At 72.1% G+C, this 18,500-nt stretch carries 17 protein-coding genes and 1 pseudogene; 10 read left to right on the plus strand and 8 right to left on the minus strand.

Features of this window, described 5'->3' with window-relative positions; translation table 11 throughout:
• The first annotated feature begins 44 nt into the window (after positions 1-44).
• Positions 45-281, plus strand: coding sequence for a hypothetical protein (locus ACQPXD_RS05835; RefSeq protein ID WP_432835564.1), 237 nt, complete (start codon positions 45-47; stop codon positions 279-281).
• 81 nt (positions 282-362) lie between these two features.
• Positions 363-671: pseudogene (locus ACQPXD_RS05840) on the plus strand (cellulose binding domain-containing protein); the annotation flags it as partial.
• Positions 672-697: 26 nt separating this feature from the next.
• Here ACQPXD_RS05840 and ACQPXD_RS05845 read toward each other — a convergent pair.
• Positions 698-2,044, minus strand: a complete 1,347-nt coding sequence (locus ACQPXD_RS05845; RefSeq protein WP_432835566.1) for a condensation domain-containing protein — start codon at positions 2,042-2,044, stop codon at positions 698-700.
• 131 nt (positions 2,045-2,175) lie between these two features.
• Between ACQPXD_RS05845 and ACQPXD_RS05850 the strand changes: the two genes are divergently transcribed.
• Positions 2,176-2,436, plus strand: coding sequence for a hypothetical protein (locus ACQPXD_RS05850; protein WP_432835568.1), 261 nt, complete (start codon positions 2,176-2,178; stop codon positions 2,434-2,436).
• A 313-nt stretch (positions 2,437-2,749) separates the two neighbouring features.
• Here the strand turns inward: ACQPXD_RS05850 and ACQPXD_RS05855 are convergent, their stop codons facing one another.
• Together ACQPXD_RS05855 and ACQPXD_RS05860 are read right to left on the minus strand one after the other, a co-directional pair.
• Positions 2,750-3,301, minus strand: a complete 552-nt coding sequence (locus tag ACQPXD_RS05855) for a hypothetical protein (protein WP_432835570.1) — start codon at positions 3,299-3,301, stop codon at positions 2,750-2,752.
• A gap of 954 nt (positions 3,302-4,255) precedes the next feature.
• A complete protein-coding gene (locus ACQPXD_RS05860; RefSeq protein ID WP_432835572.1) occupies positions 4,256-5,230 on the minus strand; it encodes a cobalamin biosynthesis protein in 975 nt (324 codons plus the stop codon).
• A gap of 130 nt (positions 5,231-5,360) precedes the next feature.
• Here ACQPXD_RS05860 and ACQPXD_RS05865 point away from each other — a divergent pair, with 130 nt between their 5' ends.
• The 4 genes from ACQPXD_RS05865 to ACQPXD_RS05880 all read left to right on the plus strand — a co-directional run bounded on the left by ACQPXD_RS05865 (position 5,361) and on the right by ACQPXD_RS05880 (position 10,943).
• Positions 5,361-6,899: a cobyric acid synthase gene (locus tag ACQPXD_RS05865; protein WP_432835574.1), complete on the plus strand. Its 1,539-nt coding sequence runs from the start codon at positions 5,361-5,363 to the stop codon at positions 6,897-6,899.
• Positions 6,900-6,921: 22 nt separating this feature from the next.
• Positions 6,922-7,596 (plus strand): uridine kinase family protein, encoded by a 675-nt coding sequence (locus ACQPXD_RS05870; protein ID WP_432835576.1) that lies wholly within the window; start codon positions 6,922-6,924, stop codon positions 7,594-7,596.
• On the plus strand, positions 7,593-8,672 hold the full coding sequence (locus ACQPXD_RS05875; protein ID WP_432835578.1) for a M48 family metallopeptidase: 1,080 nt from the start codon (positions 7,593-7,595) through the stop codon (positions 8,670-8,672). Before ACQPXD_RS05870 ends, ACQPXD_RS05875 begins: the two co-directional genes overlap by 4 nt.
• A gap of 915 nt (positions 8,673-9,587) precedes the next feature.
• On the plus strand, positions 9,588-10,943 hold the full coding sequence (locus tag ACQPXD_RS05880; protein WP_432835580.1) for a dipeptidase: 1,356 nt from the start codon (positions 9,588-9,590) through the stop codon (positions 10,941-10,943).
• 119 nt (positions 10,944-11,062) lie between these two features.
• On the opposite strand, the gene ACQPXD_RS05885 is transcribed toward ACQPXD_RS05880, so the two are convergent.
• Genes ACQPXD_RS05885 through ACQPXD_RS05895 form a run of 3 tightly spaced genes read right to left on the minus strand, consistent with a single transcriptional unit; the run spans position 11,063 to position 14,291 of the window.
• Complete coding sequence (locus tag ACQPXD_RS05885) at positions 11,063-11,515, minus strand: response regulator (protein WP_432835582.1); 453 nt, start codon at positions 11,513-11,515, stop codon at positions 11,063-11,065.
• Positions 11,512-13,077 carry a sensor histidine kinase gene (locus ACQPXD_RS05890; RefSeq protein ID WP_432835584.1) on the minus strand — a complete coding sequence of 522 codons (1,566 nt, stop codon included), beginning with the start codon at positions 13,075-13,077 and terminating at the stop codon, positions 11,512-11,514. Before ACQPXD_RS05890 ends, ACQPXD_RS05885 begins: the two co-directional genes overlap by 4 nt.
• Entirely contained in the window at positions 13,074-14,291 is a 1,218-nt protein-coding gene (locus tag ACQPXD_RS05895) for a PP2C family protein-serine/threonine phosphatase (RefSeq protein ID WP_432843664.1), read from the minus strand. Before ACQPXD_RS05895 ends, ACQPXD_RS05890 begins: the two co-directional genes overlap by 4 nt.
• 170 nt (positions 14,292-14,461) lie before the next feature.
• Between ACQPXD_RS05895 and ACQPXD_RS05900 the strand changes: the two genes are divergently transcribed.
• The 3 genes from ACQPXD_RS05900 to ACQPXD_RS05910 all read left to right on the plus strand — a co-directional run bounded on the left by ACQPXD_RS05900 (position 14,462) and on the right by ACQPXD_RS05910 (position 17,188).
• The gene (locus ACQPXD_RS05900) at positions 14,462-16,033 is read left to right on the plus strand and encodes a Na+/H+ antiporter (RefSeq protein WP_432835587.1); all 1,572 of its coding nucleotides are present in this window, start codon (positions 14,462-14,464) and stop codon (positions 16,031-16,033) included.
• Positions 16,030-16,287 (plus strand): UBP-type zinc finger domain-containing protein, encoded by a 258-nt coding sequence (locus tag ACQPXD_RS05905; RefSeq protein WP_432835589.1) that lies wholly within the window; start codon positions 16,030-16,032, stop codon positions 16,285-16,287. The genes ACQPXD_RS05900 and ACQPXD_RS05905 overlap by 4 nt, the downstream gene beginning before the upstream one ends.
• 151 nt (positions 16,288-16,438) lie before the next feature.
• On the plus strand, positions 16,439-17,188 hold the full coding sequence (locus ACQPXD_RS05910; RefSeq protein ID WP_432835591.1) for a DedA family protein: 750 nt from the start codon (positions 16,439-16,441) through the stop codon (positions 17,186-17,188).
• Between the two features lie 27 nt (positions 17,189-17,215).
• Here the strand turns inward: ACQPXD_RS05910 and ACQPXD_RS05915 are convergent, their stop codons facing one another.
• On the minus strand, positions 17,216-17,497 hold the full coding sequence (locus tag ACQPXD_RS05915; RefSeq protein WP_432835593.1) for a YiaA/YiaB family inner membrane protein: 282 nt from the start codon (positions 17,495-17,497) through the stop codon (positions 17,216-17,218).
• Between the two features lie 50 nt (positions 17,498-17,547).
• Positions 17,548-18,483, minus strand: coding sequence for an AAA family ATPase (locus ACQPXD_RS05920; protein WP_432835595.1), 936 nt, complete (start codon positions 18,481-18,483; stop codon positions 17,548-17,550).
• Positions 18,484-18,500: the final 17 nt, after the last annotated feature.

Genomic DNA, 18,500 nt, shown 5'->3' on the forward strand with positions numbered 1-18,500 from the left:
GGGCGGAAGCTTGCCGGGCGAGACTGGCGGGCCCCAGCTTGCGGATGGCCTCGGCCCGCCTCATCGGCGCCCAGCCGATGATCATCGCCAACTACGGCACCGGCACCGCGCGGGAGGCGGCCGGCTGGGTGCACTACACCAACATCGAAAAGAGCTACCACGCCACCTACTGGACCGTCGGCAACGAGAACTACGGCAACGGCCACTACGGTAGCGCGTGGGAGGCCGACGACCACGCGGACAAGAGCCCGCGTGCGGCGGCGTCTGCGAGCCGCCGCTGAACACGCCCTTCGCCCCAAACCACGCGCTGAAGCTCATGCACTCCTTCGCCCGCCCCGGCGACGAGCACCTGCACGGTCCGCTTCACGGACAGCAACGACTGGGGCAACGGCTTTGTCGCCAACATCGACATCACGAACACCGGTACGGCCGCGCTCAACGGCTGGACCCTGGCCTTCACCTGGCCGACCGGGTGGCAGAGCGTCAGCGGCGGCTGGAACGGCACGTGGACGCAGGCGGGCGCGACGGTCCGGGTGACCCCGGCCGACTTCAACACCACGCTCGCGCCGGGCGGCGGCACGACCAGCGTCGGCTTCATCGGCGCCTACAGCGGCCCGAACGTCCTGCCGGTCGCGTTCACCCTCAACGGAACGGTCTGCGCCGCGGGCTGACATCCCGATCCGGCGCCGCGGGCGGGTCACGTCCGCGGCGCCACCTCCGCCAAGGCCGCCTCGACCGTGACCGTCTCGATCTCCCGCGCCAGCGTCTCGATATCCGCCGGGCTCAGCCGGTGCGTGTCGGCGCAGATCGTGACGTCGACCGCGTCCGGCGCGGCGTCGACGCTGAGATTGAGCACGGCGTCGAGCGTGTCGACCCGCCGGCTCCACCAGGTCGACGTCAGCGGTAGCAGCTCGCTGAGCGGCACCGGCGCGGCGCCCTGGTCGGTGGCGCCGGTGAACGCGCGGCGGTCGTTCACGATGATGTCGTACTCCAGGTCGGGCCGCTCGGCGCGCACGCGCGCGACGACCTCGTCGAGGCCGGCCGGGTCGTAGTAGCCGTGCTTGTAGGCGCCGGTCGCCGCCGTGAACGCGCGCCGCACCGCCTCGTCGAACGGCACCCCGTCCACGTCGACCGCGCACACGCCCAGCTGCGCCAGCTGGCTCACCGAGTCGCCGCAGCCGGGCCGGAACCGGTTGTTGACCACGAGTTGGGCGACGCTGGGGTTGATCCCGGTGTGCCGGGCGAGCGCGACCGAGTACGCGGCGAGCACGACGTAGCCGACGCCGATCCCGGTGCGCCGCGCGACGGTCTCCAGGGCGATGTGCATCGCCGGGGAGCGCATGGTGAGCTCCCAGTAGCGCGGCTCGCGCGGGTCGTCCGAGACGCCCAGCCGCCGGGCCGGGATCGCGCGCAGGACCTGCTCCCAGTGCCGCAGCGACTTGTCGGCGGCCCGCCGCCCGGACGCGCTGCCCTGCTTCTCGACCAGCTCGAACGGGGTCAGCGCGGTGACCGGCTCGGTGCCCTCGCCGGTCGCCGGGTCAAGGTGAGCCAGGTCGCGCACGATCGCGTCGATGCCGAAGCCGTCGACCGCGAGGTGGCAGTACATCAGCACGACGTGGGTTAGCGCGTCCCCGCGGCGCACCACCCCCATCCGCACCGGCCACTCGCGCTCGTAGTCGAACGCCTCGCCGGCGTAGCGGGCCCGCATCTCCTCGGCCACCGCGTCGGCGTCGTCGCCCGGCTCGACGTCGGCGATCTCGACCGAGGCCTCGCCGGCCGCGGACATCACCTGCTCGGCGCCGCCGTCCGACGCGAAGCGCAGGCGGGTGCGCAGGGACTGGTGGCGGCCCATGATGTACCGCAGCAGCGTGGTCATCTCCCGCAGCGGAGTGCCCGGCGGCAGCGTCACGGTGCCGCCGATGTTCATGTTGATGCCGGTGGCGACCATCGTCTTCCAGATGCCGACCTGCGCCCACGTCATCCCGGCGACGCCCGCGCCCTCGCCCTCGAACGGCACGACCACGTGGCTCGTCACGCTGCCCATCGGTGCTCCCTTCGGGATCGCCCCGTGGGCCAATTCTGGTCACGCATGCAGATGGGTCAATCGGCCCTTCGGTGGGTTCCGAGAGCGCTCTCCGAGGGCCATCGTGGGGCTGTGCACCGTAGGGTGGGTGCATGGACGAGCACCGCCGCGACGACACCCGCAACGCGATCGGCGTGCTGACACTGCTGTTCCAGTCCCCGCAGGACGCCGAGACCCGCAGCGGCTACCTGCAGCAGATGATCGGCGAGGACGACACGATCGCCGACGTCGGCCGCGCGTTCACCGGCATGACCAACCTGGCCGCGCTGATCCTGCTCGACCACGCCCGCACCACCGGCGAGCCCGTCCCCGACGTCCTGCGCCGCATCGCCGCCGAGCTCGCCTCCGGCTGACCGACATCACTCTGTCGTTACCACTGGTGCCAGCCCTACCGAGGCGGTGTTTCTGCCGGGGTACGGACCGGCTCGCTCACCTCGGGCTTCGCCGCTTTGGCTGGGAGGCGGCTGGACCGAGCGGCCAGGCCGGGCCGGTTTGGCTGGGCCGGGCCGGTTTGGCTGGGAGGCGGCTGGACTGAGCGGGCGGGCCGGGCCGGTTTCCAGCGCGGCGGCGGCGATGGCTGGGCCGGCGGGCCGGGCCGGTTTGGCTGGGCTGGGCTGGCGGGCCGGTTTGGCTGGGCGGGCTTGGGCTGGCTGGGGTGGGCGGCCTTTAGAAGGCCGCCTCCTCGGGCATCCGGGCCTGGTTGCTCACGAACGGCTCCCAGATGCCCCGGCGCCGAACCAGCATCTTGCGCGACAGCAGATACCGATCCCCGGCAAAGAACACCCGATCGACCGCCCGCCGCACCTTCGCCAGCCCCGGCGGCGACTGCGACCCGGTAACGATGACGACGTCCCGCGCCGGCACGCCGACAACCAGTTCGCCCGGCACGGACCGCTCGAGACTCGCCCACAGCCCTTCCGCGAGCAACAGCGTCGAGGCGATCCCCTCGAACGTGAGCATGAGCGCCGGCGGCTGACCGTGGACGCCAACAGCATCGAGCCGCGCGTCGAGGTTGTGAGCGGCCTGGCGGCGCAGCGTGCGGCGGGGAAGCTCCATGCGTTGCAGATCGGCCCACGTCACCAGCCGCTGACCGAACGGCGGCCCGTAGCTGTAGCCAACTCCCAGCCCACCCATGAACTCATCGAGCACGGGCGATTGCACATCGTCGCGACCAAAGTCCCGAATCGGTGCGAGAACAGGGAGAAGCACGAGCTCCACGACAGCAAACTAAGACCGTGACGGATGTGAGACAAGCTCTTGTTTTTGCGCCATTTGCTTGCTAGTAACCACCGCCCTCCACTTTGGCTCCCGTCCCGTCCCGTCCCGTCCCACGGCCCGTCCGCTCACGCCCGGCGGCATGGTGTGCGGTGGCCGGCGCCTGATCGTGGTGGTTGCTGTCACGTGGCCGGCGGTTGATGTCGAACGGTGCATCGCGGTCCTGGGCGCCGGCGGCTTCACGATGGCGCTCAGCCGGCGGCCGCTGCAGCTGGGCGTCGCTGGCCGCCGGCGAGGCACGGCGGTCATCGGCGCCGACCTGGCTGGCCGCCCCGCAGCTCGTCGACCCGGCTGGCCGACCCCGCTGGCCGACCCGGCTGGCCGACTCGTGGCTCGCCGCGGGCGGGGCACGCCGACTGCGGCAGGTGGCAGGTGGCACGTCGGGCGTTGCAGATGTATCACTCGTCGGGCGGGCATCCGATCGGTGCGGCCGCGCGGACGTATGTCTCCGTGATCATGAAGCATGCCCTGGCCGCACCACGGGTTTGCCATGATCCAGGAGACTTGTGGTACACGGGTGTACATGTTCACTCCGTGATCATGAAAAACCGTTGGTGTCGGCAGTGGGTGTTGCATGATCCCGGAGACTTCCGGTCGCTGCGCTGTGGCCCGCGCCGTGCAGCGCCCGTCGTGCAGTGCCTGCCGTGCAGTGCCTGCCGTGCAGTGCCTGCCGTGCAGCGCCTGCCGTGCAGCGCCCGTCGTGCAGCGCCCGCTGTGCAGGGCCTGATCGCGGCTGCCGTGTGGGACCTGATCGCGGATTGCGTCAACTGTGGGCGCCTGGACGCCTGGGCCTGAGCCTCGGCCTCGGCGCGGGCGGCGGAGACGGTTGCGGAAATCGGCCGTGGCGGGCGAGGTGGCGCCGGGTGCTCGCCATCCGAACCCGTCGCGGCAGCGTGGTCAGGGTTTTCGGCGGCGGCGGTGGCGGCGGGCGAGGTGGAGCCGGGCGGCTGCGGCCAGGGCGACCGCCGCCGTGCCGACGGCGATGGAGAGGGTGGCCGCGCGGCGGATGTCCGCCGGGTCCGGCGGTCGGCCGTCGCCGAGGTGGGGGCGCTCCTCGATGCGTGAGCCGTAGACATTGCGGCCGCCCAGCCGGACGTCCAGTGCGCCGGCGGCGGCGGACTCGCACTGGCCCGAGTTGGGGCTCGGGTGGTGGGAGCCGTCGCGCAGCCAGATCCGCAGCGCGCGGGACGGGCTGCCGCCGACCAGGGGTGCCGCGGCGACCGTCAGGGCGGCGGTCAGGCGGGACGGGGCGAGGTTTGCCGCGTCGTCGAGGCGGGCGCTGGCGGTGCCGAATCGCGCGTATCGCGGCGAGCGGTGGCCGACCATGGCATCGAGCGTGTTGATGGCTCGATAGCCGACGATGCCCGGCAGTCCGGCGACGGCGCCCCAGAACAGCGGGGCGACCACGGCGTCGGAAGTGTTCTCGGCGAGCGACTCCACGGTCGCGCGGGCCAGCTCGGGGGCGTCCAGCGCGGCCGGGTCCCGGCCGCACAGGTTGGGCAGCTGGTCTCTTGCCGCCGGCAGGTCGCCGGCGGTGAGCCGGTCGGCCATGACCCGACCCTCGCGGGCCAGGCTGGTGCCGCCTAGCGCCGACCAGGTCGCGGCCGCGACAAGTGCCGTGCGGGCCACCGGTCTGTGCCGGGTGAGCCGCGCCGCGATCGCCGCGGCGGCGACCGGTGCGCCGACCGCGACCGCGGTAAAGCGGACTCCGGCCCACCGGTCGTCGGCGTAGAGGCGCTGCTCCAGCGCCCCGGCGAACCGGCCGAACCCGGCGACGGGATGCCATCGTCGTGGGTCCCCGAAGACCGCGTCGAGGACCGCGCCCAGCACGATCCCGACCGCGTCCGCCCGTGAGCCGGTCAAAAATCTCATGTGGGGAACGTACCGGGGGGCTGTGACAGTTTTGGGGGTCGAGTGGGGGATGGGTACTACGCGTAGTTTCTCGATTACTTCTCGCGATCGGGCCGAATTTCTGTCGTACCGCCGGGTCAGAATGGGCGGCGTGAGAGGCAAGGGTGGTCTGCTCGTCGCGGGAACGACGTCGGACGCGGGCAAGAGCCTGCTGACGGCCGGGATCTGTCGGTGGCTGCATCGGCAAGGTGTCAACGTCGCGCCGTTCAAGGCGCAGAACATGTCGAACAACTCCGCCGTCGCCATCGAGCCGGACGGCACGGGCGGGGAGATCGGGCGCGCACAGGCGCTCCAGGCGGTCGCCTGCGGCCTGGCGCCGAGCGTGCGGTTCAATCCGGTGCTGCTCAAGCCCGGCTCCGATCGGCGCAGCCAGGTGATCGTGCTCGGGCAGGCGGTCGGGCACATCGGCGCCGCCAACTACGCGGAGATCAAGGACCGGCTGCGGGCCACCGTGCTCGAGACGCTCGACGACCTGCGCCGGCGGCACGACGTGGTGATCTGCGAGGGGGCGGGCAGCCCGACGGAGATCAACCTGCGGGCCACCGACCTGGCCAACATGGGCCTCGCCCGGGCCGCGGGGCTCCCCGTGATCGTGGTCGGCGACATCGACCGCGGCGGGGTGTTCGCGGCGCTGTTCGGCACGGTCGCGCTGCTCGACTCCGACGATCAGGCGCTGGTCAGCGGGTTCGTCATCAACAAGTTTCGCGGCGACGCCGGGCTGCTCCGGCCGGGGGTGGAGGCGCTGACGGAGCTCACCGGGCGGCCGACGCTGGGCGTTGTTCCTTGGTCGCACGAGCTGTGGCTGGACGCGGAGGACTCGCTGGCATATGACGGCAGGGTGCTCGGCCGGCCGGCGCCGGCCCGGGGAAGCCAGTGGCTGCGCGTCGCCGTGGTGCGGCTGCCCCGGCTGTCCAACGCGACGGACGCCGAGGCGCTGGCGTGTGAGCCCGGTGTGCAGGTCCGGCTGACCGTCGAGCCGGCGGACCTGGCCGACGTGGACCTGGTGGTGATCCCCGGGAGCAAGTCCACTGTGGACGATCTGGCGTGGCTGCGCGAGCGCGGGCTGGTCGACGCCGTCGTCCGTCATGCCAAGTCCGGGCGCCCGTTGCTGGGGATCTGCGGCGGGTTCCAGATGCTCGCCGAGCGGATCGACGACGAGGTGGAGAGCGGCCGCGGCAGCGTGGCCGGGCTGGGACTGCTGCCGGTGGACATCGCGTTCGCGCAGCGCAAGACCCTGGCGCTGCCGAGCGGGACAGCGTTCGGAGGGGTGCCTGTCCGGGGGTACGAAATCCATCACGGCCAGGTCACCCGGGGCGCGGAACGGCCGTTGATCGAGCTGCCGGACGGCACGGGGGAGGGGGCCGTCGCGGGCAACGTGTTCGGGACGCACTGGCATGGGGCGTTCGAGTCGGACGCGTTCCGGCGGGCCTTTCTCGGCGAGGCGGCGCGGCTGGCCGGGCGGCACGGGTTCGAGGTCGCGCCCGACACGTCGTTCGCGGCACTGCGGGAGCGGACCGTGGACGTGCTCGGCGACCTGGTCGAGGAGCATCTGGACACCGATGCGTTGTGGCGGCTCATCGAGGGCGGGGCGCCGAGCGGTCTGCCGACGATCACGGTGGGGACGCGATGACGAGCGCCGGGTTGGGGGAGCCGTGAAGGGGACATATCGGGAGCTGGCCGAGTTGGTACTGGCGCGAAAGGCGCGGCTGGGGGCGGTTCGGCTGGTGGCGGTCGACGGGCGGGCGGGGTCCGGCAAGTCCACGTTCGCCGGTCGCCTCGCCGCAGAGCTGCAGCGGACGCGCCGGGTGACGGTGCTGCACACCGACGACTTCCTCGACGGGTGGTCGAAGATGCCCATCTGGCAGCCCCGGCTGCGGGAATGGGTCTTCGAGCCGTTCCGGAGCGGGCGGGCGGGGGCGTATCGGCGCTACGACTGGGGGCTGGAGCGGCTGGTCGACGAGTGGACCGTCATCGAGCCGCCCGACGTGCTGATCGTCGAGGGAGTGGGCAGCGCGTCGGCGGTCATGCGGCCCGACCTGACGCTGAGCGTGCTGGTGCACGCCCCGCGCGGGCTACGGCTGCGGCGGGGGCTTGAGCGCGACGGCGAGGCGCTGCGGCCCGAGTGGGAGCGCTGGATGACCGGTGAGGACGGGCACTTCGCCGAGGACGGGACGCCCGGCGCGGCCGACGTGCTCGTCGACGGAGCGCCGGCGGAGGCGCACGATCCGGAGATCGAGTACGTCATCGGCCCGGAAGGGTGGACGACCGGCGCGACACTGGAGGACGATCCGGAGAGCAGGCCGGACGGGGAGGAGCAGGGCGAATGAGCACCGACGAGGCGCAGAGCGGCAATCCTCCGGCGCGACGGCGAGTCGTGCTGACCGGGATCAGCTCCCGGGCCTGGGAGCACCCGGCGGACCGGGGCGCACTGGTGGCGCTGCGGGAGCTACGTGGATTCGACGACGTGCTCAAGTCGCTGCACGCACTGTGGAACGAGCGGGCGTGGCGTCTGCAGTTCCTCGGCAACGCGATCCGGGTCGACCATCGGCAGTATCCGCGGGTGCACCGGCTGCTGGCCGAGGCGGCCGCGTCGCTGGACGTGTCCGAGCTGCCGGAGCTGTTCGTGCAGCAGGATCGGTCGATCAACGGCATGTGCATCGGCATGTCGAAGCCGTTCATCGTGGTCAACTCCGGGTCGGTCGAGCTGCTCGACGATGACGAGCTGCGCTGCATGCTCGGGCACGAGATCGGGCACCTGGTCAGCGGGCACGCGGTGTATCGGACGATGGTGCTGATCCTCACCGACTGGGCGGTGCGGCTGGCGTGGCTGCCCGTCGGGTCGATGGTGCTACGGGCGATCGTCGCGGCGCTGATGGAGTGGTGGCGCAAGGCCGAGTTGTCCGCCGACCGGGCCGGGCTGCTCGCCTGCCAGGACCCGGCCGCGTCGCTGCGGCTGGCGATGAAGCTCGCCGGCGGCGGTGACCTGTCCGAGGTCGACACGACGGCGTTCCTGGAGCAGGCGGCCGAGTTCGATCGGGCCGGCGACCTGCGCGACAGCCTGATCAAGATCCGGATGGTGACGACGCGGTCGCACCCCATGCCGGTCGCGCGGGCGGCCGAGGTGCGGGCCTGGATCGACAGCGGCGAGTATCAGCGGATCCTGTCCGGCGACTACCCGCGGCGCGACGATGACGGCAACGCCTCGGTGAGCGAGGAGATCAAGGCGGCCGCGGCGTCGTACCGCCAGGCGTTCAACCGTTCGCAGGACCCGCTCGTGTCGCTGCTACGCAAGCTCGGCGACGGCGCCGCGGACGTCGGCGGCTGGGTCGGCGCCGGCGCCGGACGGATGCGGGGCTGGATGCGCGGCAACGGGACGGAGGGCGCGGACGGCACCACGGAGTGAGCGAGGCCCTGGCACGCGGCGGACGGGGCCTGCGGAGAGCGTGGCGCGGGATTCAGGGAACCCCGGCCGGTAGGAGCTGAGCGCGGACGTCGCGCGACGCCCGCAGTGCGCCGGCGCGGTGCCGCTCGGCCCGTCCAGGGCGTGCCGGTCGTGCGCGGGGCAGGCTCAAGGGGCTCGTGGCGGTGCTGGGGGCCGTCGGCCTGGCCTGTTGGCGGCGGCCATCGGCGGCCGCCGGTGGCGCACAACCGGTCATCGGCGGCCGACCCACGGGCGGCGCGGCGGGGCGAACGTTGCGGATGCGGCGGGGCCGGACGTCGCGGATGTCGCACCTGTCGGGCGGACCATCCGATCTGCGTGGGGCGGGGCGGACGTATGTCTCCGTGATCATGATGTGCGCGGTGGCCGCACCACGGGTTTGCCATGATCCCGGAGCCTTTCGGTACACGGGTGTACATCAGCGCTCCGTGATCATGAAAAACCGTTGGTGTCGGGGCCAGTTGCGCATGATCGCGGAGACTTCCGGTCGCTGCGCCGTGCTCCGCGGCGGTCGGCGCTCGGCGGGTGGGATGTGATTGCCGGCCGCGTCCCGCCCGGGGCGTTGGGACGTGCAGTCCGGGCAACCGCTGGACGTCGTGCCCGCTGGCGGTCGGCGGTGCCTGTTCCCGGGTGACGCCGGCCGATGCGAGGTGCCGGGGCGGGCCGTGGCCTTGCCGGGGCCGGGCTGGGCCGGGCCGGGCTGGGCGGGGCTGGGCGGGGCTGGGCGGGGCTGGGCGGGGCAGGCCGGGCGGGGCCGGGGTGGGAACGGGCCGGGCGGGGCCGCGGCGGGGCGGGAAGCGGGAGCGGGAGTCGGAGCTGGGCGTGGTGGATGTGGCGGTGGCGGCGCGCTCGGGTTGGGGTGCGCAGTAAGTTTTGGCTATGACAGTGCGAACCGAGGAAGAGCTCCGGGCCGCGATCCGGCGGGAAATGCCAGGTGTGCGGGCCGATCTGGAGCGTCTCGTCCGGATTCCGGGGATTGCGTTCACCGGGTTCGACCACAGCATCGTGGAGCGGTCGGCTGAGGCGGTCGCCGAGTTGCTGCGGGGGGCTGGGCTGTCCGACGTCAGGCTCGTGCGCAAGGGTGGGCAGCCGGCCGTGCTCGGGCGGCGGGCGGCGCCCCCCGGGGCGCCTACCGTGCTGCTGTACGCGCATCACGATGTTCAGCCGGTTGGGGACCGTTCGCGGTGGTTGAGCGATCCGTTCGAGCCGGTCGAGCGGGACGGGCGGCTCTACGGGCGTGGCGTTGCCGATGACAAAGCGGGAGTTATGGCGCATGTCGCGGCGCTGCGGGCGTTCGGGGATGAGCTGCCGGTCGGGGTGGTGGTGTTCATCGAAGGGGAAGAAGAATTCGGCTCGGAGTCGCTCGAGGAACTGCTCCGGGAGTACCGCGATGAGCTCGCGGCCGATGTCATCGTCATTGCGGACTCGGGGAACTGGGACATCGGGCAGCCGGCGTTGACGACCGGGCTGCGGGGGATCGTCAACGGGTTCGTCGAGGTGCGGGTGCTGGAGAACGCCGTCCACAGCGGCATGTTCGGCGGGGCGGTGCCCGATGCGCTGATCTCCTTGTCGCGGCTGATCGCCAGCCTGCACGACGACGACGGTGATGTTGCGGTCGAGGGGCTGGTGCGGACCGGGTCGGCGCCGCTGGAGTACCCGGTCGAGCGGTTCCGGGCGGAGGCCGGGATGCTCGACGGAGTCGGGTTCATCGGGCGCGGGCGGCTGGTTGAGCGGCTCTGGACGCGGCCCTCGATCTCGATCCTGGGGATTGACGCGCCGGCCACGGCGGGGGCACCCAATGCGCTCATTCCGGTGGCGAAGGCCAAGTTCAGCGTGCGGATCGCGCCGGGGGACTCCGCGCAGCGGGTGTACGAGGCGATGGTCGAGCACCTGCACCGGCACGCGCCGTGGGGGGCCAAGGTGACGGTCGAGCTCGAGCAGCTCGGCGAGCCGTGCGTGATCGACGCGACCGGGCCGGCGTTCGACGCCGCGCGGGAGGCGTTCGCCGCGGCGTGGGACGGGGTGCAGCCGGTCGACATGGGGGTCGGGGGGTCGATCCCGTTCATCGCGACGTTCCAGGAGCTGTTCCCGAAGGCCGCGGTCCTGGTGACCGGGGTCGAGGACCCGGGGACCGGCGCGCACGGGCCGAACGAGAGCCTGCACCTGGGCGAGTTCGAGCGGGTCTGCGTGGCCGAGGCACTGCTGCTGTCGAACGTGTCGCGGCTGACCCCCTGACGAGGCGGCGGGCCCAAAGGCCCTAAGGCCCAAGGGACCAAGGGACCAAGGAGTCAAAGAGTCAAGGGGTCAAGAGGGACAGGGGGCCAAGAGGGGCAGGGGGCAAGAGCGGCAAGGGGTCAGGAGCGTGGGGGCAGCTTCACGACGCTGACGAAGAACTCGTCGATCTGGCGGACGACCGCGATGAAGCTGTCGAAGTCCACCGGCTTCGTCACGTAGGCGTTGGCGTGCAGGGAGTAGCTGCGCAGGATGTCCTCGTCGGCCTGGGAGGTGGTCAGGACGACGACCGGGATGCGGCGCAGGTCCTGGTCCTCCTTGATGACCTGCAGGACCTCGCGGCCGTCCACCCGGGGCAGGTTGAGGTCCAGCAGGATGAGGTCCGGACGGGTGGCCTCGGCGAAGCGTCCCTCGCGCCGCAGGTAGGCCAGCGCCTCCTCGCCGTCCTGGACCACGTTGAGCTTGTTGCGGACCTTGTGCTCCTCGAACGCCTCCTGCGTCATGAGCACGTCGCCCGGGTCGTCCTCGACCAGCAGCACCTCGATGGGGAGGGATGCTTCCGCGGGTGCGGTCATGAGACGGACTCCTCAACACGAGCTGGAACGGGCACCGGGAGCGTAAACCGGAACAGCGTACCCTCACGGTGCGACGGGTCGATCCAGATCCGCCCGCCGTGATACTCGACGATCTTCTTCGCGATGGCCAGGCCGATGCCGGTGCCGGGATAGGTCTCCTTGGCGTGGAGGCGCTGGAAGATCACGAAGACCTTGTCGGCGAACTCCGGCTCGATGCCGATGCCGTTGTCCTCGACGCTGATCTCGTACTCGCCGTCGGCCAGGCGGCTGTCGATCACGATGCGCGGCGGCACGTCGGGGCGGCGGAACTTGATCGCGTTGCCGATGAGGTTGCTGAACAGGGCGCCCAGCAGCGGCTCCTCGCCGCGGACGACCGGCAGGTCGGTGAAGACGATCTCGGTGTCGGTGGCCTCGCGCTGGGCGTCGAAGTGGGCCGAGGCGTCCACGACCACCTTGTTGAGGTCGACGTCGGTGAAGCCCGCGGTCAGCCGGCCGATGCGGGAGAACGCCAGCAGGTCGTTGATCAGCCGCTGCATGCGCTGCGCGCCGTCCACCGCGAAGCCGATGTACTGGTCGGCCCGCTCGTCCAGCTGCCCGGAGTACCGCCGCTGCAACAACTGACAGAAGCTGGCCACCTTGCGCAGCGGCTCCTGCAGGTCGTGGCTGGCCACGTAGGCGAACTGCTCCAGGTCGCGGTTGGACCGGGTCAGCTCCGCGGCCTGCTGCTCCAGCATCCGGTTGGCCTCCTCGACCAGGCGGCGGGCCTCCCGCACGTCGGTCAGGTCGGCGTTGATCCGCCGGCGCATGGTGTCGACGTCGCCGGCCAGGGCGGCCAGCTCGGGCGGGCCGAAGCCGGCGATCTCGTGCCCGTAGTCGCCCCCCGCCACCTGGCGCACCTCGGCGGCCAGGTCGGTGACCGGGCGGCTGACCAGGCGCCGCAGCAGCAGGGCGAGGGCGACGCCGGCCAGCACCACGACGATCGCGGCGAAGATGAGCAGCAGGATCAGCACGCCGCTGGTCGCGCGGACCTCGCGGGCCACGTCGTCGCGGCGCACGGACAGCTGCTGCGAGAGCGCGGTGATGCGGTTCGCCGCGTCGTTGTAGACGGTGCGTGACTCGTCCGTCGGCGCCGCGTTGTCGGGGTCGGCGCCCTGGGTGCGGGTCCGCGCGATGAGCGGTTCGATGATCTGGCCGCGGTACCGCGCGGTGGCCGCCCCGATGTCGCGCACCGCGGCCGCGAGGCGGGGCTCGTCGGAGAGCAGCGCCTGCGTGTCGGACAGGATCTGCGCCTCCTGGTGCTGCGCGTCGCGGTAGTTGTCCAGGTCGGAGTCCTTGCCGGTCAGCGCGAACGTCCGCGCGCTGGACTGCTGGCGCAGCAGTTGCGAATACAGCCGTTCGGCGTTGGCCAGGGCCGGGGTGAGCCGGTCCATGACCTTGGACGTGTCGGAGCGGTTGACGGCGGCGGTCGCGGCCGCGGTCATCGCGATCAGGCCCAGCACGCCGGCCACGATCGCGCACAGCGTGATGATCCGCCGCCACAGCGACCAGGAGGAGGAGGTCATGAGGTCCTTGAGGGGGTCAGCAGGAGCACCGCGATGTCGTCGGGCACCGGACCCTCATTGTGGGCCTCCGCCTGCAGCGCCAGCCAGCCGGGCAGGTCGGGGAGCGCGGCGCGCTGCGGCTGCTCGAGCACCCGGCACAGCCCGTCGACGCCGAGGCGCTCGCCGGGCCGCGTGTCCGGGCCGGCGGCGCCCTCGATCAGGCCGTCGGTGTACAGCAGCAGCGACCACTCGCCGGTGGGACCCAGCGTCACCTCGGCCTCCGGGCGGGGCATGCCCGGCAGCACGCCCAGCACCAGGCCGGGCTCGACGTCGCAGGGCACGGCCTGGCCGCCGGTCAGCAGGATCGGCGGCGGGTGCCCGGCCAGGCGCATCCGGGCGGTGCCGGCGGCCACGTCGACGGTGACCACCGCCACCGTCGCGAACAGCTCGTCGGTGCGCCGCTCGCTGACCAGCACCTGCTCCAGCGAGTCGAGGATCTGCTCCTCGGGCACCCCGGCCAGCACGAGGGCGCGCCAGGCGACCCGCAGCGCCACGCCGAGCGGCGCCTCGTCGACGCCGTGGCCGCAGACGTCGCCGATGAGCAGGTGCAGGCGGGTGCCGCCGACGCCGATCGCGTCGAAGAAGTCGCCGCCGAGCAGCGCGCGGTCGCGGCCGGGGCGGTAGATGGAATACAGCCGCGCGGGGACGTCGCGCATCAGCGGCTGGGGGAGCAGCCCGCGCTCCAGGCGGGCCGACTCGGCCTGGCGCAGCTCGGACTCGCGCAGCAGCCGGGCCTGCACGTCGGCGCGCTTGCGCTCGACGGCGTAGCGCACCGCCCGGGACAGCCCGGCGCCGTCGACGGTGCCCTTGACCAGGTAGTCCTGCGCGCCCTCGGCGACCGCGGCGGTGCCCAGGTGCTCGTCCTCCAGGCCGGTGAGCACGCAGACCGCGGCGCCGCCGGAGACCTGCAGCACCTGGCGCAGCCCGTCGAGGCCGCTCGCGTCGGGCAGCCCGAGGTCGAGCAGGATGCAGTGCACGTCGCGGAAGCGCGGCCGGGCCTCGCGCATGGTCTGCGCGATCTCCACGTCGAACGGCGCGTCGGCCTCCGCGAGCAGCTCGCGGACCAGGAACGCGTCGCCCGGGTCGTCCTCGACCAGCAGCACGCGGATCCGCTCGCCGACGAACGGACCGATCCGCCGGCTGCGCAGGTCCACCGTCGCGCCGAAGTCGGCCATGCTCACGCCCATCCGGCGGGTCGAGATATTTGCCGCGCGACACACATGAGGATGATCCTCCCCTACGTGACGGCTTGCTGCATGTGCGGGTGCAGTCTCTCAGGCCCGCCGCGCCGCCTGCCACGTGCCGTTGGCGCTCGATCGACATCGGCGTGGATAAGCTTTCGCGCGTGCACGGGCTCGATAACATCGTCGGACTGATCGCGGTCGTGGTCGCCACCTCGGTGGTCGCCCGCCGCATCGGGGTGCTGTCGCCGATCCTGCTGGTCATCGTCGGCATCGGCATCTCGTTCATCCCCGGGCTGCTGGAGGTCGAGCTCGACCCCGAGGTGGTGCTGGTCGGCATCCTGCCGCCGATCCTCTACGTGGCCGCGCTGGAGACCTCGATGCCGGCGTTCAAGTTCAACCTGCGGCCGATCCTCCTGCTGGCGGTCGGGCTGGTGTTGTTCACGGCGGCGGCGGTGGGGTTCACGCTGCATATGTTGCTGCCGGGGGTACCGCTGGCCGCCTGCTTCGCCCTCGGCGCCGTCGTCGCCCCGCCCGATGCGGTGGCGGCCACGGCCGTCGCCCGGCGCATCGGCCTGCCCCGGCGGGTCGTCACCGTGCTGGAGGGCGAGAGCCTGATCAACGACGCGAGCGCGCTGGTCACGCTCCGCGTCGCGGTGGCCGCGGCGGTCGGGCAGGCGGTCGACGGCTGGTCGATCGCCTGGCAGGCGTCGGTGGCGGTGATCGGCGGCATCGCGATCGGCGTGGCCGGCGGGATCGTCGTCGGCTTCGTGCACAAGCGGATCGGCAACCCGCTCATCGACAACGCCGTGTCGCTGCTCACACCCTGGGTGGTCTTCCTGCCGGCCGAGGCCCTGGGCGCCTCCGGCGTGGTGTCGGTCGTCGTCTGCGGCCTGTCGCTGGGCCACCGGATGCCCACGCTGATGTCCGCGGCCTCCCGGCTGCAGATGGACGCCTTCTGGCGGATGGTGAAGTTCCTGCTGGAGGGCGCGGTCTTCCTGCTCGTCGGGCTGCAGCTGCGGGGCATCGTGGCCCACGTGGAGCGCTCGTTCGCGTTCACGGCCGGCGCGCTGGCCGCCGTGGTCGGCGCGGTGCTGCTGACCCGGATCGCGTGGGTGTTCGCGACGACGTACCTGTCGCGGCTCGTCCCGGGCGGCCGCCGCCGCGACTCGGGGCTGCCCCTGGCCATCCCGGCGGTGATCTCCTGGGCCGGGATGCGCGGCGCGGTGACCCTGGCCGCCGCGCTCTCGCTGCCCGAGACGCTCGCCGGCGGCGACTTCTATCCGCGCGGACTCTTCGTGATCCTGGCCTTCGGGGTCATCGTCGCGACGTTGGTACTGCAGGGTGCCACCCTCCCCGCCGTCGCCCGCCGGCTGAAGGTCCCGGCCGACGACGTCAAGGAGGACGCGCTCGCCGAGGCCTCGGTGCAGCACGAGGCGTCCCGGGCGGGCAAGGCGCGGCTGGAGGAACTGGCCGGCGACGCACCCGACGGGGTGATCGAGCGGCTGCGCCAGCTGGCCCTGAGCCGCTCCAACATGGCGTGGGAGCGGCTGGGCCGGGCCGAGGTGGAAACGCCGTCCGCCGCCTACGCCCGGCTGCGCCGCGAGATGCTGATCGCGGAGCGTGAGGTTTTCCGCAAGGCGCGCGACACCGGCAGAATTCCGGAGGAGACGCTGCGCCAGGCGCAGCGCGAAATGGACCTGGAGGAGTCATTGCTCGAGCGAGGGGACCTGTGACCTGCGTGCATGTGGAGGCGGCCGAGAAGGTCGAGCCGCCCGTGGTGGACGGCTGCCCGGAGTGCGTGGCGGCCGGTTTCACCGATTGGGTACACCTGCGTCAGTGCCTGGCGTGCGGCCATGTGGCCTGCTGCGACTCGTCGCCCCGGCGGCACGCCACGAAGCACTTCCTCGTCACGCATCACCCGGTGATGCAGTCGATCGAGCCGGGGGAGTACTGGCGGTGGTGCTTCGTCCACGAAACCGTGGGATAACCCGCCCGAGTCGGGGTGTTCTCAGGCATTTCAAAGGAGATGCGGGACACAATCGTGGCGAGTTGGGCATGTAGCCCGGCGGGACCGTGTTGGCATGGTCCACAGGGGGAACGTGCCATGGGGTTAGGGGCGGGGCGATGACGAGTCCGACATGGTGAGCGCGGTGCTCGACCTCGTGTCCGCGCCGGGCGTGCTCTACGCCGCGGTTCTCGTCCTGCTCACCGTCGACGCCTTCGTCCCCGTCGTCCCCGCCCAGGCCCTGATGATCGGCGGGGGCATCCTCTCCGCCTCCGGCCACGTCCAGCTGGCCCTGCTGGTGCTCGCCGGCACCGCGGGCGTCTTCGCCGGCGACTTCCTCGCCTTCCTCGTCGGCCGTCGACTGGCCCGCCGCGGCCGGCGCCCCGCCCGCCCGCTGCCGCGCCGGGCCCAGGCGATCGCCGACCGGCTCGACGACATCATGCGCCGGCACGTCTTCCTCGCCGTGCTGTTCTGCCGGTTCGTGCCCGCCGGGCGCATGGTCACCGCCGTCTACGCGGGCCGCAACGGCATGTCGCGGCGCCGGTTCGCCGGCTACGACGTCGTCGCCGCCGGGCTATGGGCGTCCTACGGCGCGCTGCTCGGCCACTTCGGCGGCGAGGCGATCGAGGACTCCTCCTGGCTGCCGCTGCTGCTCATCGCCGCCGCGGCCCTGGCCTTCGTGGCCGGCGCCCCGCTGGTCGGCTTCGTCAACAAGCTGCGCAGGCGGCGCGTCCCGGCGCGGGCGTGCCGGCGCACGGCGATGGAGACGCTCGCCGCCGCCGAGCCGATGGCCGCGATCGAGGTGCTGGTCGCGGCCGAGGCCGTCGCCGCCGCGGAGTCGGTGGTCGTCCAGGTCAGCGGCCTGGAGTCGGCCACCCCGTGAGCGGTGTGCATCCGGAAATGCCGGGATTCATGCGCGAAACGGGTCGTGCTCGGTGAGGATCTTGTCGAGCCGGGCCTGATCGACGCGCTGCACGACCGAGGACGTCTCCTGCTGGTCCCGGATGACCTTGGCCAGGGTGAACGCCGACGTGACGGTGTAGAGCAGGCCCAGCGCCAGGAAGGCGCGCATCCAGGCGTTGACCGGCAGATAGGCGATGCCGGCGCCGACGCCGACCAGGGAGATGCCGAACGACAGCGCGGACTGGATGAAGAACGCCGCGGTGGTCTTCTGCGGGACGGGTGCGGTCATGAGCACAGTCTCGGGCGGCCGCGCGGCGACCGCCTGAGTACACCTACTCATTACTGAGCGGCGTGGACCTCAGACGGGCTGTGCAGCTCGATGTTGTGGACCCGCTCCCAGGCGTCGATGATCTCCGGCGTCACGTGCGCCCGGAAGTAGTCATTGGCGCTCAGCCGGTTGGTGACCGGCTCCTCACTCTCCGCGAGCAGGCTGGCCGAGACCAGGTGGACGCCGTTCTGCACGGCCGCGCTGAGCCGCCGGTGCCCGTCGATCACGTAGTAGTCCGGCCCGCTGTGGCCGATCGTGAGCGGCTCGAGGTCCTCCGGGCTGGCGCCGGCCAGCTCCTGGGCGAGCGTCTCGTCGGCGAAGTCGATCGCGCGGGTCGGGTAGATCCGCATCGGGTCGAGCAGCAGCAGCGGCGGCCGCTCGCGCAGGATGTCGGCGCCGAGCCGGCCCTCGAACGCGGCCTGCACCGCCGAGACGACCTCGTCGGGCGTGGCCCGGGTGCTGTCGGCGACCAGGTCGTAGTTGCGCAGCTTGTACTTGTCGGCGCCGTAGCGGGTCAGGAACCGCATCCGCTCGCTCTCGCTGCGGCTGTGCAGGTTGCGCTTCGCCTCCTCCAGCGAGGCGTAGTTCTCCACCTCGCTGTGCGGGCGGGCGAGCACCCGCCGGGCGGCCTCGTTGGGCTCGGTGATCAGGTGGACCTTGAACGCCTCGTGGAAGAAGAACCAGGCCAGGCGGCTGTCGACGATCAGCTGCTCGCCGGACTGCGCGATCTCGCTCTGCAGGTTGTCGACCGCGCTGTCGATCGCGTCGTCGAGCTCGGCGTGCAGGTTGAGCTGCAGGGCGGTCATGCCGCGGCGCTGGGCCATCTCCCGGTACATATCGCCGACGCTGATCCGGCGCAGCCCCAGCCGGCTCGCGAGCGCCACGGAGACCGTGGACTTGCCGCTGCCGAGATCCCCGTTGATGACGACGGACCGGTGATTGCTCATGCAACTCTCCAGGTAGT

It is taken from the genome of Dactylosporangium sp. CA-092794 (assembly GCF_050948465.1).
Lineage (GTDB): Bacteria > Actinomycetota > Actinomycetes > Mycobacteriales > Micromonosporaceae > Dactylosporangium.